The 22,728-nt window shown below is 63.6% G+C and carries 19 protein-coding genes; 5 read left to right on the top strand and 14 right to left on the bottom strand.

Translation table 11 applies throughout. The features are described 5' to 3' along the window. The first annotated feature begins 90 nt into the window (after positions 1-90). Positions 91-2,553, top strand: a complete 2,463-nt coding sequence (locus I6G90_RS01395; protein WP_197929401.1) for a diguanylate cyclase domain-containing protein — start codon at positions 91-93, stop codon at positions 2,551-2,553. Positions 2,554-2,658: 105 nt separating this feature from the next. Here the strand turns inward: I6G90_RS01395 and I6G90_RS01390 are convergent, their stop codons facing one another. The 9 genes from I6G90_RS01390 to I6G90_RS01350 are packed head-to-tail and all read right to left on the bottom strand — an operon-like array spanning position 2,659 to position 12,384. Then, positions 2,659-3,858 carry an ABC transporter permease gene (locus I6G90_RS01390; protein ID WP_197929399.1) on the bottom strand — a complete coding sequence of 400 codons (1,200 nt, stop codon included), beginning with the start codon at positions 3,856-3,858 and terminating at the stop codon, positions 2,659-2,661. Further along, on the bottom strand, positions 3,858-5,072 hold the full coding sequence (locus I6G90_RS01385; RefSeq protein ID WP_197929397.1) for an ABC transporter permease: 1,215 nt from the start codon (positions 5,070-5,072) through the stop codon (positions 3,858-3,860). Before I6G90_RS01385 ends, I6G90_RS01390 begins: the two co-directional genes overlap by 1 nt. After that, positions 5,073-5,762 carry an ABC transporter ATP-binding protein gene (locus tag I6G90_RS01380; protein ID WP_197929395.1) on the bottom strand — a complete coding sequence of 230 codons (690 nt, stop codon included), beginning with the start codon at positions 5,760-5,762 and terminating at the stop codon, positions 5,073-5,075. Next, complete coding sequence (locus tag I6G90_RS01375; RefSeq protein ID WP_197929393.1) at positions 5,755-6,894, bottom strand: efflux RND transporter periplasmic adaptor subunit; 1,140 nt, start codon at positions 6,892-6,894, stop codon at positions 5,755-5,757. Before I6G90_RS01375 ends, I6G90_RS01380 begins: the two co-directional genes overlap by 8 nt. Positions 6,895-6,921: 27 nt before the next feature. Next, entirely contained in the window at positions 6,922-10,098 is a 3,177-nt protein-coding gene (locus I6G90_RS01370) for an efflux RND transporter permease subunit (protein ID WP_197929391.1), read from the bottom strand. Next, a complete protein-coding gene (locus I6G90_RS01365; RefSeq protein ID WP_197931135.1) occupies positions 10,091-11,131 on the bottom strand; it encodes an efflux RND transporter periplasmic adaptor subunit in 1,041 nt (346 codons plus the stop codon). The genes I6G90_RS01370 and I6G90_RS01365 overlap by 8 nt, the downstream gene beginning before the upstream one ends. Before the next feature lie 41 nt (positions 11,132-11,172). Further along, entirely contained in the window at positions 11,173-11,643 is a 471-nt protein-coding gene (locus I6G90_RS01360) for a YeeE/YedE family protein (protein ID WP_197929389.1), read from the bottom strand. Between the two features lie 13 nt (positions 11,644-11,656). Further along, positions 11,657-12,070, bottom strand: coding sequence for a YeeE/YedE family protein (locus I6G90_RS01355; protein WP_029304077.1), 414 nt, complete (start codon positions 12,068-12,070; stop codon positions 11,657-11,659). Beyond that, on the bottom strand, positions 12,070-12,384 hold the full coding sequence (locus tag I6G90_RS01350) for an ArsR/SmtB family transcription factor (RefSeq protein WP_058058004.1): 315 nt from the start codon (positions 12,382-12,384) through the stop codon (positions 12,070-12,072). The genes I6G90_RS01355 and I6G90_RS01350 overlap by 1 nt, the downstream gene beginning before the upstream one ends. An 88-nt stretch (positions 12,385-12,472) precedes the next feature. On the opposite strand from I6G90_RS01350, the gene I6G90_RS01345 reads away from it, so the two are divergent. The 3 genes from I6G90_RS01345 (at position 12,473) to I6G90_RS01335 (ending at position 14,494) form a co-directional block, all read left to right on the top strand. Beyond that, the gene (locus tag I6G90_RS01345; RefSeq protein WP_197929387.1) at positions 12,473-12,658 is read left to right on the top strand and encodes a YgaP family membrane protein; all 186 of its coding nucleotides are present in this window, start codon (positions 12,473-12,475) and stop codon (positions 12,656-12,658) included. Between the two features lie 414 nt (positions 12,659-13,072). Continuing rightward, entirely contained in the window at positions 13,073-13,477 is a 405-nt protein-coding gene (locus tag I6G90_RS01340; RefSeq protein ID WP_197929386.1) for a hypothetical protein, read from the top strand. Between the two features lie 288 nt (positions 13,478-13,765). Then, a complete protein-coding gene (locus I6G90_RS01335; RefSeq protein ID WP_042657034.1) occupies positions 13,766-14,494 on the top strand; it encodes an MgtC/SapB family protein in 729 nt (242 codons plus the stop codon). Between the two features lie 95 nt (positions 14,495-14,589). On the opposite strand, the gene I6G90_RS01330 is transcribed toward I6G90_RS01335, so the two are convergent. The 5 genes from I6G90_RS01330 to I6G90_RS01310 all read right to left on the bottom strand — a co-directional run bounded on the left by I6G90_RS01330 (position 14,590) and on the right by I6G90_RS01310 (position 21,053). Further along, on the bottom strand, positions 14,590-15,600 hold the full coding sequence (locus tag I6G90_RS01330) for a substrate-binding domain-containing protein (RefSeq protein WP_197929384.1): 1,011 nt from the start codon (positions 15,598-15,600) through the stop codon (positions 14,590-14,592). Between the two features lie 27 nt (positions 15,601-15,627). Further along, the gene (locus I6G90_RS01325; RefSeq protein WP_197929382.1) at positions 15,628-17,043 is read right to left on the bottom strand and encodes a glycoside hydrolase family 32 protein; all 1,416 of its coding nucleotides are present in this window, start codon (positions 17,041-17,043) and stop codon (positions 15,628-15,630) included. Beyond that, positions 17,043-18,407 (bottom strand): sucrose-specific PTS transporter subunit IIBC, encoded by a 1,365-nt coding sequence (locus I6G90_RS01320; RefSeq protein ID WP_197929380.1) that lies wholly within the window; start codon positions 18,405-18,407, stop codon positions 17,043-17,045. Before I6G90_RS01320 ends, I6G90_RS01325 begins: the two co-directional genes overlap by 1 nt. Positions 18,408-18,490: 83 nt before the next feature. Next, positions 18,491-19,447, bottom strand: a complete 957-nt coding sequence (locus I6G90_RS01315; RefSeq protein ID WP_197929378.1) for an aminoimidazole riboside kinase — start codon at positions 19,445-19,447, stop codon at positions 18,491-18,493. A 115-nt stretch (positions 19,448-19,562) separates the two neighbouring features. After that, complete coding sequence (locus tag I6G90_RS01310; protein ID WP_197929376.1) at positions 19,563-21,053, bottom strand: carbohydrate porin; 1,491 nt, start codon at positions 21,051-21,053, stop codon at positions 19,563-19,565. Positions 21,054-21,375: 322 nt separating this feature from the next. Between I6G90_RS01310 and I6G90_RS01305 the strand changes: the two genes are divergently transcribed. Next, positions 21,376-22,704 carry an IS4 family transposase gene (locus I6G90_RS01305; RefSeq protein ID WP_197928825.1) on the top strand — a complete coding sequence of 443 codons (1,329 nt, stop codon included), beginning with the start codon at positions 21,376-21,378 and terminating at the stop codon, positions 22,702-22,704. The last annotated feature ends 24 nt before the right edge of the window (positions 22,705-22,728 follow it).

Raw genomic sequence — 22,728 nt, 5'->3', positions numbered from 1 at the left:
ACACCCCATTGCAAACGCCTTCACCCCCCTTGCAGGTTACAACGAATTGCTTGAATCTAGCTTAGACACCGCCTCCCGAGAGAACGCTGTATGACGGAGAACGCCGACCCCCGCCAGCGCCCCAGCTGGTTCCTGCCGATGCTGGTCAGTCTGGTCATCGCCACCCTGATCTCTCCCCCCTTGCGGGCCGAGGAGCAGGTCATCGTGCAACTGCCCTGGCAACATCAATTCCAGTTTGCCGGTTACTACGCGGCCATCGCCAAGGGCTTCTATAAGGATGCCGGTCTACGGGTCACCCTGCGCGAGGCGAACGACCGGACCGATGTGGTCAGCGAGGTGATCTCGGGAAAGGCCCATTTTGGCATCAGCGGCAGTGACCTGCTGCTGGACCGGGCCGCCGGCCGACCCGTGGTGGTGCTCGCCGCCCTGCTGCAACACTCGCCACTGGTGCTGCTGACGCTGGAGCGGCCCGATATCCGCAACCCGGCGGATCTGGCCAACAAGCGGCTGATGCTGGAGCCTGGCTCCAACGAGCTGTTGACCTATCTGACCCGGCATAACGAGCGCCGTGACTGGGTCACCGTTCCCTATGAGAGAGGACTGCAGGCACTGCTGGCGGGCGAGGTGGATGCCATCAGCGCCTACAGCTCCACCGAACCCTTCTATCTGCAGCAAAAAGGGATCCCCTATCGGGTCTTCAGACCGCGTACCGTCGGCTTCGATTTCTACGGTGACAACCTGTTTACCTCCGAGCGGGAGCTGATCACCCGACAGGATCGGGTATACGCCTTCCAGCAGGCCAGCCTCAAGGGGTGGCGCTATGCGATGGACAACCCCGAAGAGATGATCAACCTGATCATGGAGCAGTACCCGAGCGGCGCGGGTCGTGACCAGCTGGCGTTCGAGGCCCGCGAAACCAGAGCACTGATGCAGCCGGATCTTGTCGAACCGGGTTACATGCAGCAGGAGCGCTGGCTGCAGATCGCCAAAACCTATCTGGAGGCGGGCCTGCTCCAAGTGCTGCCCAACCTCGACCACTTTATCTACGACCCGGCGCAAGAGCGGCTGCGCCAGCAGCGCAAGTTGCTCGACAAGAGCGTGGCGGTGGCCATGCTCGTCACCTTTACCCTGATGACCCTGCTCGGCATCTTTTTGCACCTCTATCTGCGGCTGCGTCAGGAGGCGCGGGATCGCCAGCGGCTGACCCGTGAACTGGCCCAGAGCGAACAGCACTACCGCTTCGTGGCGGAGAACAGCGCCGATGTGATCTGGACCATGGATGCCACCAGCTTGCGCTTTCGCTATGTCAGTCCGGCCATCGCTGCCCTGAGCGGCTACGAGGCTCCCGAGCTGTTCGCCATGCCGCTCAAGCAACTGCTGCCGGATGCCTCGCGGCAACTGCTGCGCGAGGAGATCTCCGCCACCCTCACCGCCTGGCAACAGGGGGAACACGACCAGACCCGCCGGGTCATCCGCACCCAGTTGCGTCACAAGCATGGCCATCTGGTGGCGACCGAGACCATCACCACGCTCCATGGCAGTGGCACGGCCCAACCCGAGGCGATCCTGGGCGTCACAAGGGATATCACCGAGCGAGCGGCGCGGGAGGCCATGATGCACCGCCTCGCCTTCTACGACCCCCTCACCGGCCTGCCCAATCGCCGCCTGCTGCAACAACGGCTCAAGGAGCTGCTGGATCAGGAGGCGCCCCGTCCGCTGGCGCTGATGTTTATCGATCTCGATCACTTCAAGCCGATCAACGACACCTTCGGCCATGAGACCGGGGATATCCTGCTCAATCTGGTGGCCGAACGAATGCGTCACTGTGTGCGGGAACAGGATCTGGTGGCGCGGCTGGGGGGCGACGAGTTCGTCATCTTGCTGCCCGATACCGGCGATGAAGTGCTGGCGGTGGCCGACAAGCTGCACCGCCAGTTGCGCGATCCGTTCCAGCTGGAGGGGCAGGAGCTGCTTATCTCCAGCAGTATCGGGCTGGCGCTCTATCCGGAGCACGGGGAGGATGCCAAGACCCTGATGCACCAGGCCGATCAGGCGATGTATCAGGCGAAGCATCGCGGCCGTGGCCGGGTCTGCCTCTTTAGCGCAGGGCTTGATCCGGAGCAGGGCGCCCTGCTGTGGCAGCCCGGCCACGAGTGCGGTCACCCGCGCATCGATGCCGAGCATCGCCAGCTGTTCGTGCTGACCAACCGGCTGCTGGAGCGGGTCAAGGATCAACACGAACACCCGGCCCCGTTTCTGGAGAGTCTGGAGAGCCTGTTCGAGATGGCCCGTCACCACTTCGCTTTTGAAGAGCAGATGCTGGCGGAGATCGACTATCGGGAGCTGGCCAGCCACCGTCAGGATCACCAGCGCCTGCTCAACAAGGCAGGCCAGCTGCTGCACGCCGCCAAAGCGGGGACGCTGGGCAACGACGAGCTGCTCAACTTCATCATTCAGGAGCTGGTGGTCGGCCACATGAGTCAGGCGGATCGCCGCTACTTCCCCCTGTTCAGATCTGAGCGCAACCTGCCGGTCGCGGAGGTGGTCGCCTAGTTCCCCCCTGTTCAGATCCGAGCGCAGCGTGCCGGTTGCGGAGGTGGTCGCCTAGTCCCCCCTGTTCAGATCAGAGCGCAGCGTGCCGGTTGCGGAAGGGGTCGCCTAGTCACCTCGCAGGGCAACCACGGGGTCGAGGCGCACCGCCCGCAGCGCAGGGGCGACCCCGGCCAGCAGGCCGACCAGGGCGCTGCAACCGAGCGCCAGCAGCAGATAGAGAGGATGGAGGGTGAGCGGCAACCCGGCCGCCAGCAAGGTGAGCAGCAGCTTGAGTCCGCCGAGCAGGGCCAGCCCCATGGCCCCGCCCAGCAGCGCCAGCACCACGGCTTCGAGCAGGAACAGCAGCAGGATACGGCGCCGCGGGCAGCCCAGCGCCATCAGCAAGCCCACTTCGGGGATCCGCTCCTGCTGGGCGATGCTCATGATGCTGAAGATACCGACCGCCCCGATCAGCAGCGAGATAATGCCGAGCCCACCGACCGCCAGCTTGATGATGGAGAGGATCTTGTCGAGGCTGGTCAACATGTCCTGCTGGGAGGTGAGGGTAAAATCCTCGGCGCCGTGGCGGGCGATCAGCAGCCGCCTGATCTGGGCGGTGATCTCGGCCTCCCTCTGCCCGGCGCGATAGATAACGTCGATCTCCTGCAGTCCCTCCTTGTTGAACAGCGCCTGGGCGTGGGCGGCGGGCAGATAGATCATGTCGTCCAGATCAAAGCCGAGAAATTGCCCTTTGGGGGCCAGCACCCCGGCCACCCGAAAACGGCGATCACCGGCCCGCAGCAGACTCCCCGGCCCATCGCCACCGGGGAACAGCTCCGCCGCCACCTTGGAGCCCAGCACTGCATAGGCGCGGGGCATGGCACTGTCGTCCGCGGGCAGAAAACGCCCCTGCATCAGGGTGAGTCGCCAACCGGAGAGCGCCGCCGGACCTGTGCCCAGAATGGCGGTGCTGCGGGTCAGTCCGCGGCTGCGCACCTCCCCCTGCCCCTGCACCACAGGGAGCGCAGCCTCTACACCTGCCAATCTGGCGAGGGCATCGGCATCCTCCAACAACAAGGGACGGCTGCTGGAAAGGATGCCGGGCGGGCCTCCGGCGGTTTCGGTCTTGCCTGGGGTGACGGCGATCAGCCGGGTGCCAAACTGGGAGAAGCTGTCGAGCAGATAGAGCCTGAGCCCCTCACCGAGGCCGGTGAGCAGGGTCACCGAGGCGATCCCGATAGCAATGCCAAGCGCCGACAGCAGGCTGCGACTGCGCCCCGCCAACAAGGCGCGCCAGAGCCAGAACAGCAGATCGGCGAGGCGCATCAGCCACCGCTCCACTGCCCGCTGCGCAAGCTGCTGACCGGATCTTGTCTTGCCGCCCGGGAGGCGGGCAGCCAGCTAAAGAAGAGCCCGGTCAGCAGGGCCGCCGGTATAGAGCAGAGAGTCGCGAGCAAAGGGACCGCCACCGGAAAACTGGGCCAGATCAGCGCGGCAAGGGCAACCAGGGCATAGCCCAACGCCGTGCCAAACAGCGCGCCACTGCCGCTCAGCAGCAGCGCCTCCCACAAAAACAGTTGGCGGATCTGGCGACTGTCGGCCCCCAGCGCCTTGAGCAGGCCGATCTCGCCGGTGCGCTGGCGGGTGCTGATCAGCGCCAGATTCATCATCATGATGCCACAGACCAGCAGACTGATGGCGCCGATACCGGCGACCGCCAGCGTAAGGGTCGAGAGAATGGTAGAGAAGGTGGCCAGCATGGCGTCACGGCGTACCACGGTCACATCGAGCACCCCGTGGCGCGCCTGCATCAGTTGCTCCAGTCGCTTGACCAGCGGGGACACCGCTTGCCCCGCCAGCGGCTGGATCAGCAAGCGAAACAGCCCCTCGGTATTGAACAACCGCATTGCGCTGCCCACCGGGATCAGCGCCGCCTCGGCCATATCCATCCCCAGATTGCTGCTCTGGCTGGTGAAGACCCCCACCACCCGAAAGCGGCGATTGTCAAAACGCAGCCACTGGCCGACCGGATCGGCCTGACCGAACAGCTCGCGGGCCACCACGGCCCCGAGCAGGGCGACCGGTCGATCCTCTGCGGCATCCCCCGGCAACCAACGGCCGGAGAGCAGTTCCAGCCCGTGGGTATCACGCAGCCCGTTGCTGCTGCCAAGCAGCATGGTCTGGCGCAGCCGCGCCCCCTGCTTGGCCTCGGCAAAGCCCATCACCAGCGGCACCAGCCGCACCTTGGGCTGATGCTGGCCTAGGTAGTGCAGGTCATCGAGGGTGATCTGCCGCAGGCTGTTGCCGGTGACCGGCGGCAGCCCGCCGGTGGTCTCCTTGCGGCCCGGGAACATCACCAGCAGATCCTTGCCAAGGGAGCTGAACTGATCGGCCACATAGCGTCTCGCCCCCTCCCCCAACGCGGTGAGCAGCAGCACTGAGGTGACGCTCAGACTCACCGCCAAAATCAATACCAACGCCCGTGAGCGCTGGCGCAGCAGGGCCACGGCGGCAAAGCGAATAACATCGGGCCGCCGCATTCAGCCCCCGCCACTATCGGTATTGATATGGCCATCGTTCATCAGGATCCGCCTGCCCGCCCGTTCACCGAGGCGCGGATCGTGGGTCACCACCACCAGCGTGATCCCCTGCTCCCGGTTGAGCCCCTCCAGCAGGGTAATCACCTCCTCCCCGGAATGGGAGTCGAGATTGCCGGTGGGCTCGTCGGCCAGGATCAGCCGCGGCGCCATCGCCATGGCCCGAGCGATAGCTACCCGTTGGCGCTGACCGCCGGAGAGTTCGGCAGGGCGATGCCCGGCCCGGTTCTCCAGCCCCAGCTCTCCCAGCAACCGCTGGCTGCGGCGATGGCGCTCGGTGGGGGCAATCCCGCACAGCATCAGCGGCAGCTCGACGTTTTCACGGGCGGTGAGGCGGGAGATGAGGTGAAACGACTGGAACACGAAACCGATGCGGTGGCCGCGCAGCTGGGCCAACGCAGGTTCTGACAGGGTGGCGGTGTCTTCCCCTCCCAGCCAGTAGCGCCCCTCGTCGGGCCGATCCAGCAGCCCCAGTACATTGAGCAGGGTCGATTTGCCGGAACCAGAAGGGCCCATCACCGCCAGATATTCCCCCTCGGCAACGCGCAGAGAGACGCGATCGAGGGCTGCCACCTCGCTGCCGCCCAGAGTGAAACGACGGCTGACGGCATCGAGGCGAATGAGATCACTCATCCGGCTGCTCCGTGGCGGCGCTGAAGGGGCCCTCTCCGACAATCTGACCGGGCTGGGCCGCCAGCTGCTCACCAGCGGCAAGCCCCTCGGCCACCTCAATCCAGTTCCAGTTCTCCACACCCCAGCGGGGCACCACCCGCACCAGCTTATCCCCATCCAGCCGCAGCGCGCTGCCATCGTCGGCACGACTGCTGGCGGCCACCCGCAGCACATCGGTGGCGCGGGTCACCTCGACCTCAAGATCGGCGCTGTAGCCGATAAGCAGGGGCACATCGGTGGGCAGGGCGGTGAGCGATGCCTCCACCTCCACGGTGCGAGCCTGCTTCTCCAGCTCCTTCACATAGGGGGCGATGCGGGTCACGGTGGCGGCAAAATCGCGCCCGGGCATGGCGTCGAGCAGTACCCGGGCAGACTGACCCACCTTGAGACGGGCGGCGTCCACTTCATCGATGGGAGCAGAAATATAAAGGCAGCGATCGTCGATAAGATCGATAACGGGAGGCATGGCCACTCCGGGCGGTGAGGGAGTCATGTATTCGCCCAGCTTGCTGTTGACCTCCGCCACCACACCGGCAAACGGCGCCAGCAGGCGGCGCTCGCTCAAGCGGGCTTCCACCTGGGCGACCTGCGCCTCGTCGACCCGCTCCTGCTGACGGGATGCGCGGCAGATATAGCGACGGGTATCGGCCAGATTCTGGGCCTGCTCGGCCAGGGTGCGGGAGGTGAGGTTTTTGGCCAGCAAGGTGGCCAGCCGGTTGGCCTCCCGCTCGTAATAGGCCGCCTCGCTGCAGCGCTCCTCGCGCTGGGTCTTGCCAAGGGCCTGCTGGGCGCGGACACGGGCGAGATCGGCGCGAATATCGTCACTCCAGAGGGTCAGCAGCAAATCCCCCTGCGCCACCCGCTCCCCTGGCTTGACGGCGATCTGCTCCACCACGCCGCCACCGGGCAGACTGAGCCCGGCCCGCTGACAGGACTTGATGGTGCCGGCCCGGGTGTTGACCACGGTGACCAGCACGTCCCCCCGCCCGACCTCAACCAGCCTGATCGGCGTCGCCTGCGGTCGCCACCACCATGCCACAGCAGCCACCGCCACCACGGCGCCACTTCCCCACCACAACCAGCCTCTCTTCATCGCACATCCTTTCGCTAGTGACTCCCGTCATGAACGTCGGGAGAGCAGGGCATAATAGAGCAAGGGTATCACCACCAGGGTGAGCAAGGTGGAGACCAGGATCCCGAAAATCAGGCTGATGGCCAGCCCGTTGAAGATGGGATCATCGAGGATAAACAGGGCCCCGATCATCGCCGCCAGCGCGGTGAGCATGATGGGTTTGGCCCGCACCTGCGCCGCGTCGATCACCGCCAGCTCGAACGCCACTCCACTCGCCCGCTGCTGTTCGATAAAGTCCACCAGCAGGATGCTGTTGCGTACGATGATCCCGGCCAGCGCGATCATCCCGATCATCGAGGTGGCGGTAAACTGGGCCCCCAGCAGGGCGTGGCCCGGCATCACCCCGATGAGGGTGAGCGGAATGGGAGCCATGATGATAAGCGGCACCAGATAGGAGCGGAACTGGGCCACCACCAGCAGGTAGATAAGGATCATCCCCACGGCGTAGGCTAGCCCCATGTCGCGGAAGGTCTCGTAAGTAATCTTCCACTCCCCGTCCCACAACAGGGCCACCTCCCCCAGTTTGTCGGGCTGCTGCACGTAATATTGGGGCAGATCGATGTCGGCACCGGCGGCAAACATGCCGTAGAGCGGGCTGTCGGTATGACCGCCCATGTCGGACACCACCATCACCATGGGCTGCATGTTCTTGTGCATGATATAGCTGGGGGCCGCCTCATCACGACGACTCACCAGCTCGGAGACCCGCACCAGCTGGCCGCTCTGGCTGCGTACCTTGAGCGCCAGCACACCCGCCAGATCCCGCTTGTCACCGGGAGCCAGTTCGATGCGGATCGGCACCGGATACTTGGCGCCGTGCCCCTGCAGCCAGCTGGCATCCTGATAACCCACCCCGCCATTGAGGGTGCTCACCAGAACCCCGAGATCGATCCCGAGCAGGGCCGCCTTGCTGCGATCCACCACCAGCCGCCACTTGGGCTGCGGGTCGGTCAGATAGATATCGACATCCACCAGATCCGCGGTGACCACAAAGCGGGCCTGAACGGCGCGTGCCGCTGCTTCGCGGGCAGCAGGGGTTGGGCCATAGATCTCGGCAACGATGGGTGACCAGACCGGCGGGCCGGGCGGCACCTCCACCACCTTGAGGTTGCCCCCCGCCGCACCGGCAATGGCCTGCAACGGTGCCCGAACCGACTGGGCAATCTGGTGACTGCTGCGATCCCGTTCATGCTTGTCCACCAGATTGACCTGAATATCCCCCACGTTGGCGCCGCTGCGGATAAAGTAGTGGCGCACCAGGCCGTTGAAGTTGATGGGGGCGGCAGTACCGGCGTAGATCTGGTAATCCTTCACCTCGGGCACCTTGGCAAGCTCCCGCCCGACCGCCAGCAGGGTGCGCTCTGTCTGCTCCAGCGTTGCCCCCTCCGGCATGTCGAGCACCAGCTGAAATTCCGATTTGTTGTCAAAGGGGAGCATCTTGAGCACCACCCACTGCACCACCGGCATGGCGGTAGCCGCCCCGACCAGCAGCAACACCGCCAGCCAGAGCTTGCGTCTGGCGCGCTTGGCGCCATCACCGATCAGGAAAGGGGTCATCAGCCGGTGAAAAAGACCCGCCTTGGCCTCGCCGTGGGCTGCATGCACCTCACCCTTGAGCAAATGGCTCGCCAGCCAGGGTGAGAAGATAAAGGCCACCAGCAGGGAGATGAGCATCCCCATGCTGGCATTGATGGGGATGGGGCTCATGTAGGGGCCCATCAGGCCACTGACAAAGGCCATCGGCAGCAGAGCCGCGATGACGGTCAGGGTAGCCAGTATGGTCGGCCCCCCCACCTCGTCCACCGCCCCCGGAATAAGATCCTTGAGCGACCCCTTGCCCAAACCGCGATGGCGGTGAATGTTCTCCACCACCACGATGGCGTCATCCACCAGAATGCCGATGGAGAAGATCAGCGCAAACAGCGACACCCGATTGAGGGTAAAACCCCAGGCCCAGCTGGCAAACAGGGTCAGCGCCAGGGTGATGACGATGGCCACCCCCACTACCAGCGCCTCGCGCCAGCCCATACTCACCAGTACCAGCAGCACCACCGCCGTGGTAGCAAAAATCAGCTTGCCGATGAGGGTGTTGGATTTGGTCTCGGCGGTGACGCCGTAGTCCCGGGTCACCGTCACCTCGACGCCAGACGGGATCAGCCGATTTTTGAGACTCTCGACCCGCGCCTCCACCTGCTTGGCCACATCGACCGCGTTCTGGCCCGGCTGCTTGCCGATAGCGAGCGTCACCGCCGGATAACTGGCTTGCCCCTGCCCCATCCAGCTGCGCTTGGTCGGGGTCTCCTGACCCAGAGAGACCCTGGCCACATCCCCCAGATAGACCGGCTTGCCGTCGTGCAGCCCCACCACCAGTTCTCTAGCCTCCTGCTCACTTTGCAGGAACTGCCCCACCTGCACCTTAATCTCACTGTTGTCCTGCTCGATGGCCTGTGTCGGGCCTACCTGATTGGCGGCGGCAAGTCGCTGGCTCAGCTCGCCCCAGCTGATGCCGTGGGCGCTGAGAGCCACCGGATCCGGCATCACCCGCAACACGGCGCTCTGGCTGCCCAAACTGTAAATATCGCGGGTACCGGGAATGCGCTTGAGTTCGGTCTCCAGCTCATGGGCAACCCGGGTCAGTTCGGCGGCACCCAGCTGCTTGCTCCCCTCTTTGTTCCACTCTTTGCTCCATAAGGTCAAACTGACGATAGGGACATCATCGATCCCCCGGGGTTTTACCAGTGGCTGACCGACTCCGATCCCCTGTGGCAACCAGTCACGGTTGGAGTCGAGCTGGTTGTTGAGATCGACAATGGCCTGCTCGCGGCTCACCCCCACCTTGAACACCACCACCAGCAGGGCACCATCGGGTTGGGAAAAAGAGTAGAGGGTATCAATCCCCTTTATCTGGGAGACCACCTGCTCGGCAGGGGTAGTAACGAGAGAGGCCACTTCAGCCGGAGTGGCTCCCGGGAAGGGGATATAGACATCGGCGAAGGTAACATCGATCTGCGGCTCCTCCTCCTTGGGGGTCACCAGCACCGCAAACAGACCAAGCAGCAACCCCACCAGCGCCAGCAGGGGGGTGATGGCCGAGCCCTGAAACAGCGCCGCCAGCCGACCGGCAGGTCCCAGCCTCTCCTTGTTGCCGTTCAGCTCGCTACTCATGGGCCACCTCCTGCTGCTGCGCCCTGGCATCGGGGGCCAGCTGGTCACCGGCTTGCAGCCCGGCCAGGATCTCGCACTGCCCCGCCAAGCAGTGGCCGACCCGTACCGGCATCAGGGCCCAGCCAGCGGGCTGCTGCAGATAGACGCCGTTGAACTCCCCTTGCCGCAGCAGGGCGCGATCCGGCACTTGCAGCACCTGACGTTCACCCTGCTTGAGCTGCACCTTGAGCCACATGCCGGGCAATACTCCGGCAGTTTGCGGCGGCAAGTCGAGGCGCAGCCTGAAGGCGTGGCTCTGGCTGTCGGCATAGTTGAAGCGGGTCAGTTTGACCGGGGTAACGGCCCTGCCATCCGGCAGCAGCACCTGCACATCCGCAGGCTCACGAGCCAGCGTCAGGGCGGATTGGGGCAACTCCACCTCCACCCGCAAGGTGTCGAGGGAGAAGCCGGAGAGCAGCGGGGTACCGGGGGCCACCGTCTCCCCCAACTCCACCAGCCGTTTGGTCACCACCCCGGCGTAAGGAGCCAGAATGCGGGTATAACCGTAAGCCTCGCGTGCCTGAGTGAGAGCCGCATCGGCCGCATTGACCTCGGCGCGGGCGGCGCGATCGGAGGCCTCGGCATTATCAAGTTGAGCGCGGGTGATCACCCCCTTGGCAATCAGCGCCTGAAAACGGGCGAGCTGACGCTCGGCTTCCACCTGTTGGGCCTGCGCCCGGGCCAGCCGCGCCTCGGCCCCCGTGACGACGGCAAACTGCTCCTTGCCGCTGATCTCCAGCAGCGGTTGCCCCGCCTGCACCTGATCGTTCACATCCACCAGCATGCGGGAGACCCGGCCGCTGGTCTGGGCCGCCACCGTCCCCTGATTGATGGCACTGACGGTGCCATCCAGCGTCAGCCAGTCGGTCACCGGCTGTGGCGCCACTGTCAGCAAGGGCTCTGGCTCCCCTTCTGCGGCCAGGGCCTGAGTGAATGTCATGGCCTGCGATGTCATCACCAGCAAGGTGATCCCCAGCAACCGGATCTTTTCCATCATTACTATCCTTCCCTGGCATCATCAGTCACTGCACGGGATCAGCCGGTATGGGACTGGCGCACCTTATCCTTTCCCCGAGCTGGCGCCTTGGTCAGCACCCTGGCCAGCCCTCTATCAAACAGCAAGATCCCGGCCACCATGGCCGCGATAAACAACATTATCATGGGCTGCCCGCTGGAAATGAGACTCAGAGCAGGCCCCGGGCAGATGCCCACCAGCCCCCAGCCGATGCCAAACAGCGCGGCCCCGCCGACCAGCCGGCGATCCAGCCTTGGGGCTGGTACAGCAACGATGGGCTCCCCCAGCACGCTCTGGCGACGGGGTTTCACCAGCAGAAAATAACCCGGCATAAAGACCAGCAGGGCGCCCCCCATCACGAAGGCAAGGCTGGGATCCCAAGTGCCTGCCAGATCGAGAAAACCGGTGACCCGGGCGGGATCCATCATGCCGGAGATGGCCATCCCCAGTCCGAACAACACACCCGCAAACAGACTAGTCAGCAACTTCATGGCAATCAGCCCCTTACAGCAGATGATGAGTGACGAAGACGGTGATAAAGCCTGCCGCCATAAAGGTGAGGGTGGCGACGATGGAGCGCAGGGAGAGCCGCCCCATGCCACAGATGCCGTGGCCGCTGGTGCAGCCATTGCCAAGACGGGTACCGATGCCGACCAGCAGACCGGCCAGCAGCACTACAGGCCAGCCGGGCAAGGTGGTGAATGCGGGCATGCTGGCCCAACCCAGAGTCAGCGCCAGCCAGGCCCCCGCCCCGAGCCCCAGCAGAAACAGCACACGCCACGGCGCGCGGTGTTGCAAGGCACCGGCCAGAATGCCGCTGATCCCGGCCACCCGGCCGTTGAACAACATCAGGATCAGGGCCGCGAGCCCCGCCAGCATGCCGCCGCCCAAAGAGAGCAGCCATTGGCTTTCCATCATCAAGATTCCTTATTTTCTGAGTGACAAAAATGGGTTTGCAGCGCCCCCAGCACATCGGCGGCCGCCTCGCTCACCAGCGAGTAGTAGATCTGCTGGGAGACTTTGCGCGAACGGATCAGGCCATGGCGCTTCAATACCGAAAGTTGCTGGGAGAAGGCCGACTGGCCGAGTTGGCTGTGAGCCAGCAACTCCCCGACTCCCTTCTCCCCCTCCACCAGCTGGCAGAGCACCATCAGGCGTTCGGGATGAGCCAACGCCTTGAGCAGGGAGGCGGCGGCTGTCGCATGTCTGTTCATCTCGTCGAATTGGCTCATAAGAGTAAATTAGCAATTGCTGATATTTGTTCTATTGTATAAAACAACACTAAATTAGCAATATCTAAAGTAGATAGGGAGAAAGACCATGACAGTAGATAACGGCGTCAGAATCGTCGCGGGTTGCATGTTGCTGCTCTCGCTGATCCTTACCAACTGGGTCCATCCGGGTTTTGTCTGGTTGAGTGCCTTTGTCGGGGTCAACCTGATCCAGAGCGCCTTCACCGGTTTCTGCCCGGCCGCCATGATCCTCAAACGGCTGGGGTTGAAATAGGGTCACGGTGGGGAGAGCAGAAGATGGAGCGAGGGCGGTGATGGTACTCAACGCTCTTTCATCGTCCTTGTAGTAGCCAGCCGACCCCGATTATTGACAAACTTGTATCTAAATGTTGCTGAAAGGGAGTTGAGGCTTTACCTCACCGCTCTGGATGAGTACCATTTCGCCGTTCTTAACACAGCGGAGACCATCAGTGGGCAACTCATCAAGTGACAGATGTCTGCCGACCCTTATCGTCGGCACCCCGGTCGCGAGCTAGCCGCAGATTTCCTCTGCCGCAACTCGCAACCCTGCGAGAAGCGGAAATCCACTCCCCTCTTCTCCCTTTTTACACTTGACGTCCGGCAACCAGTGGCCAACCGCCACGGTCGCTATGCCTGCATAGTTTCTGCTTCCCACAAGGAGGCTGCTATGCGTTTTATCTCAATCAAACCGGCTGCGGATCGCGCGGTCGCAACAGGTTCTGTTGCAACCCGGGCTCACCCCCGGCTGAGCAAGTTTGGCCGTGGCATGCTGCCACGCTGGCTGGGCGGCAAACAGCGCCAGCACCACTACCGGCTGCAGATCCGCTGCGAGGATCGCGCCGATATGGAGCAGGTGCTGGATATGGTGAACCACACCCTGCAACCGGCCGGGCTGCAACCGATGCAATCGATGAAGCCGGGTCGCGGCGGCGGGCGTGAGCTGGTGCTCAACCTGCAGTGCACCCCGCCCCAGCGACGCTATCTGGTGCAGTTTGTTCATCAGGTCGGAGTAGCACATCCGGTGCGCTGGCAACTGCGCCCGCGCATCGACTGCGATCCCGAACTCAACTGACCGCACACCTGCGTTAACCACAGTGAAAGGGGCCAGCCACGCTGGCCCCCTTGTCGTGAGCAACAGCTTGCTCTGCGGCGGATCGGATAGCCGATACGCCGACCATGCTCGCACCTATGTTCGAACCTATGCTCACGCCTATGCTCGGCTCGCACCCCGAGCGCCCGAAGGCGGGCGCGCTGTGTTGTTTTTCTGCTGGCTATCCGCGCAATCATCCCCTGATCCATCCGCCACCCGGCGTTTCATCATGGATTGCGCCAAGCCAGCACTCATCAGAAGGAGTACGCCATGAAGATGTGGCAACAAATTGACATGATCTCCCTGCTCGACACCCTGGCCAGCCTGCTGCTCGCCTTTGTGCTTGGCAGTCTGGTCGGGCTGGAGCGCCAGTACCGCCAACGTACCGCGGGCCTTCGCACCAACGTGCTGGTCGCCGTGGGGGCCGCCCTGTTCGTCAGTCTGGCCCAGCGCATCTATGACCTGCACGGCGGCAACTACAACGTGGTCCATGTGGTGGCCTATATCGTCTCCGGTATCGGCTTTCTCGGTGCCGGCGTCATCATGCGCGAGTCAGGCAATATCCGCGGCATCAACACCGCCGCCACCCTCTGGGGCGTGGCAGCGGTCGGCGCCGCCTGTGGCGCCGGACTGGCCATGGAGGCAATTCTGGGCGCCCTCTTTGTGCTGGCCGCCAATACCCTGCTGCGCCCGCTGGTCAATCAGATCAACCGCCGCCCGGTGGACAATACCGACACCGAAGTGACCTACAAGGTGACGGCGCTGACCCAGCGTGAACATCAAAAAGAGGTGCTGCACTGGCTGGAAGAGATGCTGGAGCAGGCAAACTACCCCTTGAGCGAACTCGATATCGAGCCGTTCGGAGTGCGGGATCTGGAGATCTCGGCGGTGCTGCTCGCCACCTCCATCGATGGCGACGAGCTGGATGCCCTGATGCAAAAACTGGCCATCCATCCCCATATCAAGCAGGTATTCTGGCGCGCCAGCACCACGGATTGAGCTGCCAGTCAGAGGAATGGCTCCATCCACCAACAGCAAAAAGCCCCGCCAGCAATGGCGGGGCTTTCTCATATGGGATGGACGAATCGGCGTGGCTAGCGGCGACTGCGCCAGCATACCTTGGGGGTGATCACCTGGGCAGTCTGCGCCGGGGGATTGCCCGCAATCAGCTGCTGCATCAGCTCGAAGGCGGCACGGGCCAGCGCCGGGCAATCCTGCGCCACCGAGTCGATGCGCATCGGAATGCAGTCGAGCAGGTCGTGATCATCGAAGGTACAGAGCCGCATCCCCGTCTCCATCAGCCCCGCCTCGTTGAGGTAGCGCAGCACCCCTTCCAGCAGGGTAAAGGAGGCGGTAAAGAGCCCCCTGGGGAGTGCCCCCAACTCGGCCACCAGCTCGGCCATCAGCTGATAACCGGAGCTCGGCTGGTAGTCACGATGGCGCACCCGGGCTGCATCGGCCTCGAAACCGGCGCGATGGAGCCCCAGCTCGTAGCCCGCCAGCCGGTGACGGCTGGGGGAGAGATCCAGCAGGCCGCCGAAGTAGTAGATCTCCTCGCCGCACTCGCTGGTCATGTCCCGCACCAGCTCGGCGGTGGCCTTGCAGGCATCGGAGATCACCATGGGCAGGCGCGACTCGCCGATGTGACGGTCTAGCTGCACCACCGGCAGACGATCGTGAATGCGGGCATAGATGTCATCGCTGTGGCCGCTGGAGGCGACAATCAGCCCATCCACCTGACGGCTGATGAGGTTGTCCACCACCCGCTGCTCGAGGGCGGGATCATCCTCGGAACAGGCGATCAGCAGCTGGATGCCCGCCTCCCGGCAGTGGGCTTCGAGGGCGCGGGCGATGCGGGCGAAACCGAAGTTGGTGAGATCGGGGATCACCAATCCCCAGGTGTAACTGCGGGTCTCGCGCAGGGAGCGGGCGTGAAAGCTCGGCAGGTAGTGACACTCATCCGCCACCGCCTGAATGCGCTTGCGGGTATCGTCGGCAATCCGGTACTCCGCACTCTTCCCGTTGAGCACCAGACTGGCGGTCGCCTTGGACACCCCCGCCAGTTCGGCGATCTGGGCAATCGTGATCCGTTTCTTCTTCTCCACCTGGCCTCCCGGCTGACTAGAACCGGGCTATTGTACTAGGCACGCCGACAGCGGCCAGTGATTGAGGCAAATTTTGCAGCCATCATCGCCGTTACCTGATGAAAGTTGCGGCTTTTCCCCGGGGAAGTAGCGCGCCGACAGGCTGTGGCGACCCTCATCGATGAAACACTCCAGACTGGAGCGATCACACAGCACGGTGATCCGCCCGCCAGACCATGGGCTGCTGCGGGTCTCCCACGCTCCACTCTGCCAGTTCTGGCGCCGCAGGGTGATGCGCCCCGGCTGCCACACCAGCTCGGCCACAGCGCCGAACCAGAGGCTCCCCTCGCCACAGAGATCCAGATCGAGCCAGGCCGAGTCGATGGCCAGCCCCGGAAATTCGCCAAGCGTCCCCTCGAAACGGGTCTGCTCTCCCTTCAATGCCGCCAGCTCCGCCACCGGTCGCTGGCAGAGCCACTCATCCTGCCAGAACAGCTCCCGCGGGCAGCTCATCTGGTGGATCCAGCCGTGAGCGACAGTCGGTTGGCTCATCTCGTTCTCCTCCGGCAGCCCCAGCCAGCCAAACAAGAGGCGACGACCCTGACTGTCTCGGGTGGTTTGCGGCGCATAGAACTCGAAGCCACGGTCCAGCTCGTGGAAAGCCCCGTGCTCGAAGCGCTCGCCGTCAAAATCGCCCGCCAGCCAGCCGCACTGGTAGAGGTTGCGATAATCCTCCCCTTGGGGCGCTATGCCTTGGGGGCAGCTGATCAGCACATGGCGATCCCCTAGCGGGAAGAGATCAGGGCACTCCCACATATAGCCAAACTCCCCCAGCCCCCCGCGCCCGCTGCCAGCGATGGGGCCTACCGGCTGCCAACTTTGCAGGGTGTCGCCGCGATAGAGCAGCACCTCACCCCGATCGTCCAGGGTGCGGGCCCCCAGCACCATCAGCCACTGCTGGCCGTCGTGCCACACCTTTGGGTCCCGCACATGGCCGCTGTAGCCTTGCGGCAGATCCAGCACAGGGCCCAGCTTCTCGAAACCGCCCTCACCGTCGGCGCGGGCCAGACACTGATAGGCGGTGCGGCTGCCGTCCGGGTATTTGACATTGCCGGTGTAGATAAGGGTCAGGCGCCCCTGCTCGTCGCTCACCGCCGAGCCCGAATAGCAGCCGTGGCTCTCATAGGCTTCGGTGGGCAACAGCGCCACCGGCTCGTGCTGCCAATGCAGCAGATCGGTGGAGGTGACATGGCCCCAGCCCTTGTTGCGGTGTTCGCAGCCGAGCGGATTCCACTGGTAGAAGAGGTGGTAGCGCCCGTCGTGTTCGATAAAACCGTTGGGATCGTTAAGCAGCCCCACCGGGGCCGCCAGGTGCCAGCGGGGCCGATGGGGATCGGCCGCCGCCTTGAGCTGTCCGGCCAGCAACGACCGGACAATCTGGTTGAGAAGATCGCTTTCCTTCATCACTCCACCTTGTACTTGAGCAGGTAGGAAGCGGCGAAGGCGGCGACAAAGGCGATCACCAGCCCGATGACGTAGTGGATGAGGCTCATGGGCTGGACGATTGCCATGCCTGGAATACCTGTCAGCCCCACCGCCGTCATCCCCACCTTGGCCGCCACCACGTAGGCACCGCCGCAGGCACCGCCAAACAGACCGGCCAGGAAGGGCTTGATGTAGCGCAGGTTGACGCCAAAGATCGCCGCCTCTGTGATGCCAAGCAGGCAGGACATGGCCGCCGGCACCGTAATGGCCTTTATCTTGACGTCCCGGGTCTTGAAGTAGACCGCGAGGCAGGCACCGCCCTGGGCCACGTTGGCCATGGCCCAGATCGGCAGCAGGAAGTTGACGCCAATTTGCGGGTTGGTCAGCAGCCCCGCCTCGATGGCGTGGAAGCTGTGATGGATGCCGGTGATGACGATCAGCGAATAGGTGCCGCCAAACACCAGCCCCGCCAGCCAGCCCGCCTGCTCATAGAGGGCGCTCAGGCCGAACGAGATGCCATCCCCCAGCACGCGTCCCGCCGGGCCGATAAAGAGCAGCGCCACGAAACCGGTGATGATGACGGTGAGAAACGGCGTGAGGATCAGATCCAGTGCATCCGGAATGCGCTTGCGCAGCTGTTTCTCCAGATGGGACATAAACCAGACCGCCAGCAGCACCGGGAAGACGGTGCCCTGATAGCCGATCATGGCCACATCCAGCCCGAAGAAGTCCATGGTCTTGAAGCCACCGGCCACGCCCCAGGCGTTGGTCAGCGCCGGGTGGGTGAGAATGCCGCCGAGGGTCGCACCGAGGTACGGATTGCCGCCAAACTCCCGCGCCGCCGTAAAGCCGATGAGGATCGGCAATATGATAAATGCCGCCGAACTGAACATGTCGAGCATCACAAACGGGGCGCTGTCGGCATTGACCCAACCGTAGGTGCGCACCATGCCGAGCAGCCCCATCAGTAGGCCCGAGGCGACGATGGCCGGAATGATCGGCACAAAGATGTTGGAGAGGGTTCGCGCCAACCGCTGGGCCACGTTGAGCTTGGCCGCCGCCAGGTCGGTCAGCTCCGCCTTGCTGGCGGTGCCGGTACCGGTCAGCGCCACGAACTCGGCATAGACCTTGTTGACCAAGCCGGTGCCGAAGATCACCTGAATTTGACCCGCGTTGCTAAAGCACCCCTTGACCCCCTCCAGCTTGTCGATGGCGGCCTTGTTCACCTTGCTGTCATCGGCCAGCACCAGCCGCAGCCGGGTGGCGCAGTGGGCGGCGCTGACGATGTTCTCCTTGCCCCCGAGCAGGGGCACCAGATCCTTGGCTATCGCACTGATATTCATATTCTTCCTCTTATGACCCGCCACTCTGGCGGGCCCTTGTCACATGAGAGTAGGGGCTGTCGAGCCGGGCTTCTAGCCGCAGATCAACAGCCGCTTGTGTCTGATCGCAAAAATTTATCCAGTTCGCTGCGGGTCGGCAGCGCCGTCATCGCCCCCTTGGCAGTGGTGGCGAGCGCCCCGCAGCCGTGGGCCTGCGCCAGGATGGCGGGCAGTTCGGCCAGCGTCGGCAGCGACGAACGCCCGGCCAGCGCCGCCAGCAGCCCGGCGACGAAGGCATCCCCCGCCCCCGTGGTGTCGAGCGGAGTCACTTTCTGCCCCACCCACTCCAGCAGCTCGCCATCGAGGCGAGCCACCACACCGGCCGCCCCCCGGGTCACCAGCACCAGCACTGGGCCAGAGAGCGTCGCGAGTCCGGCGGCCAGCTCATCCTCGCCGCTCAGCAGTTGCAGCTCCTCCACCGAGAGCTTGACCACATCCGCCTGCGCAATAGCCTGACGTACTAGCGGCAGCATCTCGGCGGGGTTGCCCCACACCTCTGGGCGCAGGTTGGGGTCAAAACAGACCCGCCCGCCTGCAGCCTTGATGGCGGCCATGGCCTGCAGGCAGCTGGTGCGCACCGGCTCGTTGGCGAGCGCGATGGAGCAGGTGAGCAACCACTGACTGGCATCAAAGCGGGGCAACTCATCCGGGGTGAGGAACTGGTCGGCACTGGGGCGCACCATGAAGGTGAAGCTGCGCTCCCCCTCATCATCCAGTGCCACCAGCACGGTAGAGGTGCGATGGTCAGGATCGAGCCGCAGCGCACCGATATCCACCCCCTCCCCGCTCAGGGTGTCGGCCATAAAGCGGCCAAACGGATCGGCACCGACCCGGCCGATAAAGGCCGCATCGCCACCCAGCCGTGCCACGCCAACGGCCACATTGGCGGGCGCGCCACCCGGACACTTGAGGTAGTGCCTCTCCCCTTCCGGGATCAAGTCCACCACCGCATCCCCCATTACCCATACACGATTCGTCACCTTGCTACTCCACTGCTGCATCGGATCCACGGTCAAACCCGAACTCTGTTCTGTTGGCTGGCATTATTAGCTAAACCGTTTTAGCCAACCAACAGATCTCGGCACCGGCTGCCATTTTTGTGATCGGGATAACGAACTAGAACCAGGTTTCCATCTGTACGCCAAAGTTCCACTCGCCACCGGCGGTGAAGTTGCTCTGACCCATGGCATCGTCGCTGGCGTAGTTGTCGAGCTCGGAGGACCAGTCCATCCAGCTGGCAAATACCCGCAGCTCGGGCCGCTCGAAGAAACCGGCGGTCTGCGCCTTGAAGGTGGGGGCGAAGGTGAGCTTGGTGAAGTTGCCGTTGACCGCCTGGCGTCCCTTGTAGCCCTTGGGATCGAGATCCATGTACTGCCAGGCTGCCTCGTAGACCAGCTCGACGTTCTGGCTCAGCACCTGCGCCACCCGGGTATTGAAGGTAAGCCAGCGGTACTCGTCCCCTTTCACATAGCGATCCTGACTCTGCTCGGCCAGCAGGGCCGGGGCAAAACGCCAGCGCGAGTTGAGATCGATGGCACCAAACACGGCGACCCGCACCGCATCGGCGTCCGGCAGCAGCTCGCTATCAGAGCCCAGCCCCTTGACCTCGGCCCCCAGCCCATGACCATACAACACCGCCGCCTTGGCAAAACCGGGGTTGATGCCGAAGAAGCTCTCGCCGTGGTAGGCCAGCAGGGTGTGTGCCCCCTTGTCCGCCGCCTCGCTGCCCGCCCCCTTGTCATTGATGCGGGCGTCATTGTCCTTGGCCGAGAGACCGTTCACCATCCATTGCCAGTTGCCGACGCGGTTGTTCATGGTGAGGATGTAGCTCTCGATATCGGAGAGGCCGCTGGCGCTGATGTCGCCGTAATCGCGGCCGTAGAGGGAAAAGTTGGCCTTCCAGCTGTCGGCCAGCTGCACGTCGTAGACGCCGCCGCCGGTACCGGCCAGGAACACCACGTCGGAATCGAGCCAGTGGATGTCGAAGTTGTCGCGGTCAAAGCGCTTGCCCGCCCACAGCACTGCATTCTTGAAGGGGCCGTCGAAGCTCGCCAGATTGCCGATCTCGGCAAACACCTGACGGGTATTGAGGCTCGAATCGCTGGCGGTCCAGTCGTTGCTGGTCTCCACCCCGTCTGCCAGCATCAGCTTGTAGCGGGCCCAGCTGCCATCCTCGAAGGTCTGGGTTTTCAGCAGGTTGGCCTCCATGTAGGTGTCATCCTCGTTGCCAAGGCGGCCGACAGCCCCGCCCACCGAACCGGCTGGCGTGAGGTAGGGGCCACCGCGGCCACCATTGCCATTGCCGTTGACCAAGAGGCCCGAGCGGGCATAGCCGTGAAACTCGAAGCCCTGGGCACCGGCGGTCTTCTCATCCACCTTCTGGCTACGGCTGTCGGCCACCTGCGCCTGCTCGCTGGCGGCGCTCGCCTTCACCTCGGCCTGATCGGCACGGATCTCTGCCGCCTCGGCTCTCGCTTCGGCCGCCTGTACCCGCGCCTCCAGCGCCGCCAGACGGGCCTCGATACCGCCATCCGCCGCCCATAGCGGGTTGCTCATCCCCAATCCCAGCGCTACCGCCAGCGCCAACTTGCTCTTGAACATCATCATCTTCCTCACCTGTCATCTGTAGCCCGAACGGGCGCTGTTGTTATCGACAGCCAGAGCATAGCTAAACCGCTTTAGCTAACTCAATATGACACCTAAACCGTTTCAGCAACAGTGTGAGCGGGATAACATTTGTACAGCAGGAATTGGCGGGAGTTGTGAGGAGGATCCCTCATCAGGATCCACTCAATAAGGCGGATCCGGGCTAAACGGCGGGCAAAAAAAGAGCCGGCACAAGGCCGTAATGCCGATCAGTTAAGGATCCATTGACCGATCCTCCTGATGTGTAAAAATCCGAAACCTGTTGATTGGTTTCGGATTTTTTATGCGTATCGTACAGGCTCTCGACTTCCTCCACGCCAGCAATCCCGCTCAGTTTGAGTCACTCTCCGACCTCATTTCCCCCGAGCTCATCACAACTCTGCTCGCCGAAGAGGATGTCGTGACCCTGCGCCGTCGCCGCATGCCCATGGAGCGCCTGGTCTGGGCCATCATCGGCATGGCCATGTTCCGCCATGTCCCCATGACCCAGCTGGTCAATCAGCTCGATATCCTGTTGCCCGGTGACCGTCCCTTTGTTGCCCCCAGCGCCTTCCTGCAAGCCCGCCAAAAGCTCGGGGACAAGAGCATCGAGCGGTTGTTTCACGAGACAGCCTCGCTCTGGCACCAGCAGGCCAATCACCCCGGCTGGGCCGGGCTGCAACTGCTCGCCGTCGATGGCGTGATGTGGCGCACGCCCGATACCCTGGACAATACCGCCGCGTTTGCCAAGCCCGGCACCCAGCATGGCGAGACAGCCTATCCGCAGGTACGCATGCTCTGCCAGATGGAGCTGACCAGTCACCTGCTTGTTCAGGCTGTCATGGAGAGCTGCGCCGTCAACGAGATGGTGCTGGCCGAACAGCTTGTCGCGCGCACGCCGGACCACTCGCTGACCCTGTTCGACAAGGGGTTTTACTCCCTCGGTCTGCTACATGCCTGGCAAACTGCGGGTAGCGAGCGGCACTGGCTGCTGCCGCTCAAAAAGGGCACGCAATACGAGGTGGTACGCAAGCTGGGGCGCCAGGATGTGCTGGTGCGCCTGACGACCAGTCCACAGGCACGCAAGAAGTGGCCACAACTGCCGGATACGGTGGAAGCCCGCTTGCTGACTCGCAACATCAACGGCAAGGAGCGCCAAGTGTTAACCTCGATGGTCGACCCGATGCGCTTCCCGGGGACTGACATCGCTGAACTCTACAGCCATCGCTGGGAAATCGAGTTGGGCTATCGGGAGATGAAGCACAGCCTGCAACAACATCGACTGACCCTGCGTAGCAAGAAGGCGACGGGGATACGGCAAGAGCTGTGGGGCGTGCTGCTGGCGTACAACCTGCTGCGCAGCCAGATGGTGAAGATGACGGCGAGCCTGAAGGGATACACGGCGAGCCAGCTGAGTTTTCACATGGCGTCGATCTATCTTATCCATGAACTGAGCTGCATGCCCTACCTGTCAGCGGGGACTATCCCGAAGCGGGTAGCTGACCTGGAGAAACAGGCGGGGCAGTTTGTGCTGCCGGCACGAAGGGAGCGAAGTTACCCCCGCTGCGTGAAGCCAAGGCCACAGAGGTATAGTGTGAAAAAAGCCAATAAAAACAATGCCAGTCAGGCTTAACTGACTGGCATTAGGCACAAGGCC

Source organism: Aeromonas allosaccharophila, assembly GCF_016026615.1.
GTDB lineage: Bacteria > Pseudomonadota > Gammaproteobacteria > Enterobacterales > Aeromonadaceae > Aeromonas > Aeromonas allosaccharophila.
Note: the sequence above shows the minus strand (reverse complement) of the source record. Positions and strands in the feature narration are given on the sequence as shown.

Bases quoted from the DNA above. Each gene is read 5' to 3' on its own strand.
- I6G90_RS01375 (WP_197929393.1), bottom strand. From the start codon at position 6,894: ATGAAGAGAGGCTGGTTGTGGTGGGGAAGTGGCGCCGTGGTGGCGGTG.
- I6G90_RS01360 (WP_197929389.1), bottom strand. From the start codon at position 11,643: ATGAAGTTGCTGACTAGTCTGTTTGCGGGTGTGTTGTTCGGACTGGGG.
- I6G90_RS01365 (WP_197931135.1), bottom strand. From the start codon at position 11,131: ATGGAAAAGATCCGGTTGCTGGGGATCACCTTGCTGGTGATGACATCG.
- I6G90_RS01335 (WP_042657034.1), top strand. From the start codon at position 13,766: ATGAAGATGTGGCAACAAATTGACATGATCTCCCTGCTCGACACCCTG.
- I6G90_RS01390 (WP_197929399.1), bottom strand. From the start codon at position 3,858: ATGCGCCTCGCCGATCTGCTGTTCTGGCTCTGGCGCGCCTTGTTGGCG.
- I6G90_RS01320 (WP_197929380.1), bottom strand. From the start codon at position 18,407: ATGAATATCAGTGCGATAGCCAAGGATCTGGTGCCCCTGCTCGGGGGC.
- I6G90_RS01340 (WP_197929386.1), top strand. From the start codon at position 13,073: ATGCGTTTTATCTCAATCAAACCGGCTGCGGATCGCGCGGTCGCAACA.
- I6G90_RS01350 (WP_058058004.1), bottom strand. From the start codon at position 12,384: ATGAGCCAATTCGACGAGATGAACAGACATGCGACAGCCGCCGCCTCC.
- I6G90_RS01315 (WP_197929378.1), bottom strand. From the start codon at position 19,447: ATGCAGCAGTGGAGTAGCAAGGTGACGAATCGTGTATGGGTAATGGGG.
- I6G90_RS01345 (WP_197929387.1), top strand. From the start codon at position 12,473: ATGACAGTAGATAACGGCGTCAGAATCGTCGCGGGTTGCATGTTGCTG.
- I6G90_RS01310 (WP_197929376.1), bottom strand. From the start codon at position 21,053: ATGATGATGTTCAAGAGCAAGTTGGCGCTGGCGGTAGCGCTGGGATTG.
- I6G90_RS01380 (WP_197929395.1), bottom strand. From the start codon at position 5,762: ATGAGTGATCTCATTCGCCTCGATGCCGTCAGCCGTCGTTTCACTCTG.
- I6G90_RS01395 (WP_197929401.1), top strand. From the start codon at position 91: ATGACGGAGAACGCCGACCCCCGCCAGCGCCCCAGCTGGTTCCTGCCG.
- I6G90_RS01305 (WP_197928825.1), top strand. From the start codon at position 21,376: ATGCGTATCGTACAGGCTCTCGACTTCCTCCACGCCAGCAATCCCGCT.
- I6G90_RS01370 (WP_197929391.1), bottom strand. From the start codon at position 10,098: ATGAGTAGCGAGCTGAACGGCAACAAGGAGAGGCTGGGACCTGCCGGT.
- I6G90_RS01355 (WP_029304077.1), bottom strand. From the start codon at position 12,070: ATGATGGAAAGCCAATGGCTGCTCTCTTTGGGCGGCGGCATGCTGGCG.
- I6G90_RS01385 (WP_197929397.1), bottom strand. From the start codon at position 5,072: ATGCGGCGGCCCGATGTTATTCGCTTTGCCGCCGTGGCCCTGCTGCGC.
- I6G90_RS01325 (WP_197929382.1), bottom strand. From the start codon at position 17,043: ATGAAGGAAAGCGATCTTCTCAACCAGATTGTCCGGTCGTTGCTGGCC.